The sequence below is a fragment of the Alienimonas chondri genome (assembly GCF_013036045.1).
Lineage (GTDB): Bacteria > Planctomycetota > Planctomycetia > Planctomycetales > Planctomycetaceae > Alienimonas > Alienimonas chondri.
This window is the reverse complement of sequence record NZ_WTPX01000314.1, coordinates 1-1,851: the sequence shown is the minus strand read 5'-3', so window position 1 is coordinate 1,851 and position 1,851 is coordinate 1. Positions and strand designations below refer to the sequence as shown.

Annotated in this window: 1 protein-coding gene; it reads right to left on the bottom strand. The window is 68.2% G+C overall.

Annotated features, from left to right (window positions below; translation table 11 throughout):
- Nucleotides 1-183: 183 nt before the first annotated feature.
- On the bottom strand, nt 184-1,665 hold the full coding sequence (locus LzC2_RS21305) for a sulfatase (RefSeq protein WP_171190034.1): 1,482 nt from the start codon (nt 1,663-1,665) through the stop codon (nt 184-186).
- Nucleotides 1,666-1,851 lie beyond the last annotated feature (186 nt).

The window sequence follows — 1,851 nt, the reverse complement described above, 5'->3', positions numbered from 1 at the left end:
CTTTGGGGGAGAGGGGCTGGGGGTGAGGGGGCATTCCCCGCCCAATGACCCTTCAACCCTCTGCTGCTCTCCACTACTTACTTAACCTGGTCCTATAAACGCCCGCGTGCGAAGGCTCGCTCACCCTCACCCCCGGCCCCTCTCCCTGAGGGAGAGGGGAGAAACCGAGACGCGACGGGTGCCTTACTTCCCGGCTTCCCGCGGCCCTTTCGCTCCCCCGCTTGTCGGGGCGTTGGGGACGTAGTCCGTCGGCAGGGACTTGGCGAGGGCGTCCGCGGCGATGTGCTCCGCATCTTTGTTCAAGAGGTTATTGTATTCGCCGGGATCGACGCGGTGGTCATATAACTCTCGCTCCCCGTCGGCGTAGCGGATCAGGCGGAATCGTTCCCCCCGCACGCTGGTATTGCCGCGACCGTGGGTGGTGACGGCGGCGTGCTCCCAGGGCGCCCGCGGATTCGCCAGCAGCGGACGCAGGCTGGGGGCGTCGAGTCCCTCCGGCGCCGGCACGCCGCACAGGTTGCACAGCGTCGGGTACAGGCTGGTCAGTTCCACCGGGGCGTCGCAGCGTCCGCCGGCCTCGGTGACGCCGGGGGCGAGGATCATCAACGGCACCCGCGTCGCCCGTTCCCAAAGGGTGAACTTCCGCCAGTGCTCCTTCTCGCCCAGGTGCCAGCCGTGGTCGCCCCACAGCACGACGATCGTGTTGTCCGCCCGGCCGGAGGCGTTCAAGGCATCTAAGAGCCGGCCGACCTGTCCGTCCGCATAGCGAATATTCGCGAGGTAGGCCCGCACGCCGGCGGACCATTGATCGGCCTTCGTCACCGCGGCGTGATCGCCCTGCGGCCGAGCCATCTTGACGCCCGGCGCCGGCACGTCGTTCAGGTCCCCCTCCGGCGAGGGCGGGAGCGCCGGGTCGGCGGGGACGGCGTCGAAGTATTTTTGAGGCACGAACCACGGCAGGTGCGGGCGATACAGCCCCACCGCCGTGAACCGCGGGCCGGGCGATTCTTCCTTCAGAACGCCGGTCGCCCAATCGGTCAGCTTCGTGTCGCCTAATTCTTCGTCGCCGACGTCCAGCGGCGCCCAGTCGAAGTGCCCTTTGCCCAACCCGTTGGCGGTCGATTTGCCCTGTGCGGCCTCCGGCGTGGGGAAGCCGGGCAGCGGGAAGTATTCGTGCCAGAAGCGCTCGTCTTGCTCCCGCGGATGGCTGCCGTGAAAGATCTTGCCGCCGCCGCGCGTGTCGTAGCCGGCGTTCTTGAACGTCTCCGAGAGCGTCGGCACGCCCTCCACGGTTCTCGGCCAGCTTTGAGCATTCAGATAGAGGCCGGTGGAAGAGGGTCGGCGACCGGTCATAATCGCCGTCCGGCTGGGATTGCAGGCGGGCGCTGCGCAGTGAGCGTTCGTGAACAAGACCCCGCGGGCGGCGAGGCGGTCGAGGTTCGGCGTGTCCGTCTGCGGATGCCCGCCGCCCAGCGGGCTGCGCTCGTTCGTCAGACAGCCGATCCAGTCGTTCAGGTCGTCCACCGCGATGAACAGCACGTCCGGTCGGTCGTCCGGTCGATCGTCGGACGGGGCGCTTTCCGCGGTTTGGCCAAGGGACGGACCAGCCGTCACCAGGAGGGCGAACAGCCCCGCGAGGAGGCGAACGGAGCGGACGTCGGGCATCAGAAGCGTTCCGAACGAGAATGGGCGAACGCCCCAGCCTGCCGTTCCCCCGTCGTCGGTACAATGCGACGCGCAGGGATCGTACGATACGTCCTGCGCCGCGGCCGGTTCGGTCGCCGGTTTGGTCGCCGGTCCGGTTGACTGTGCGACCCCCACCCCGCCTCCAACCCCCGCCTTCAAGATGCC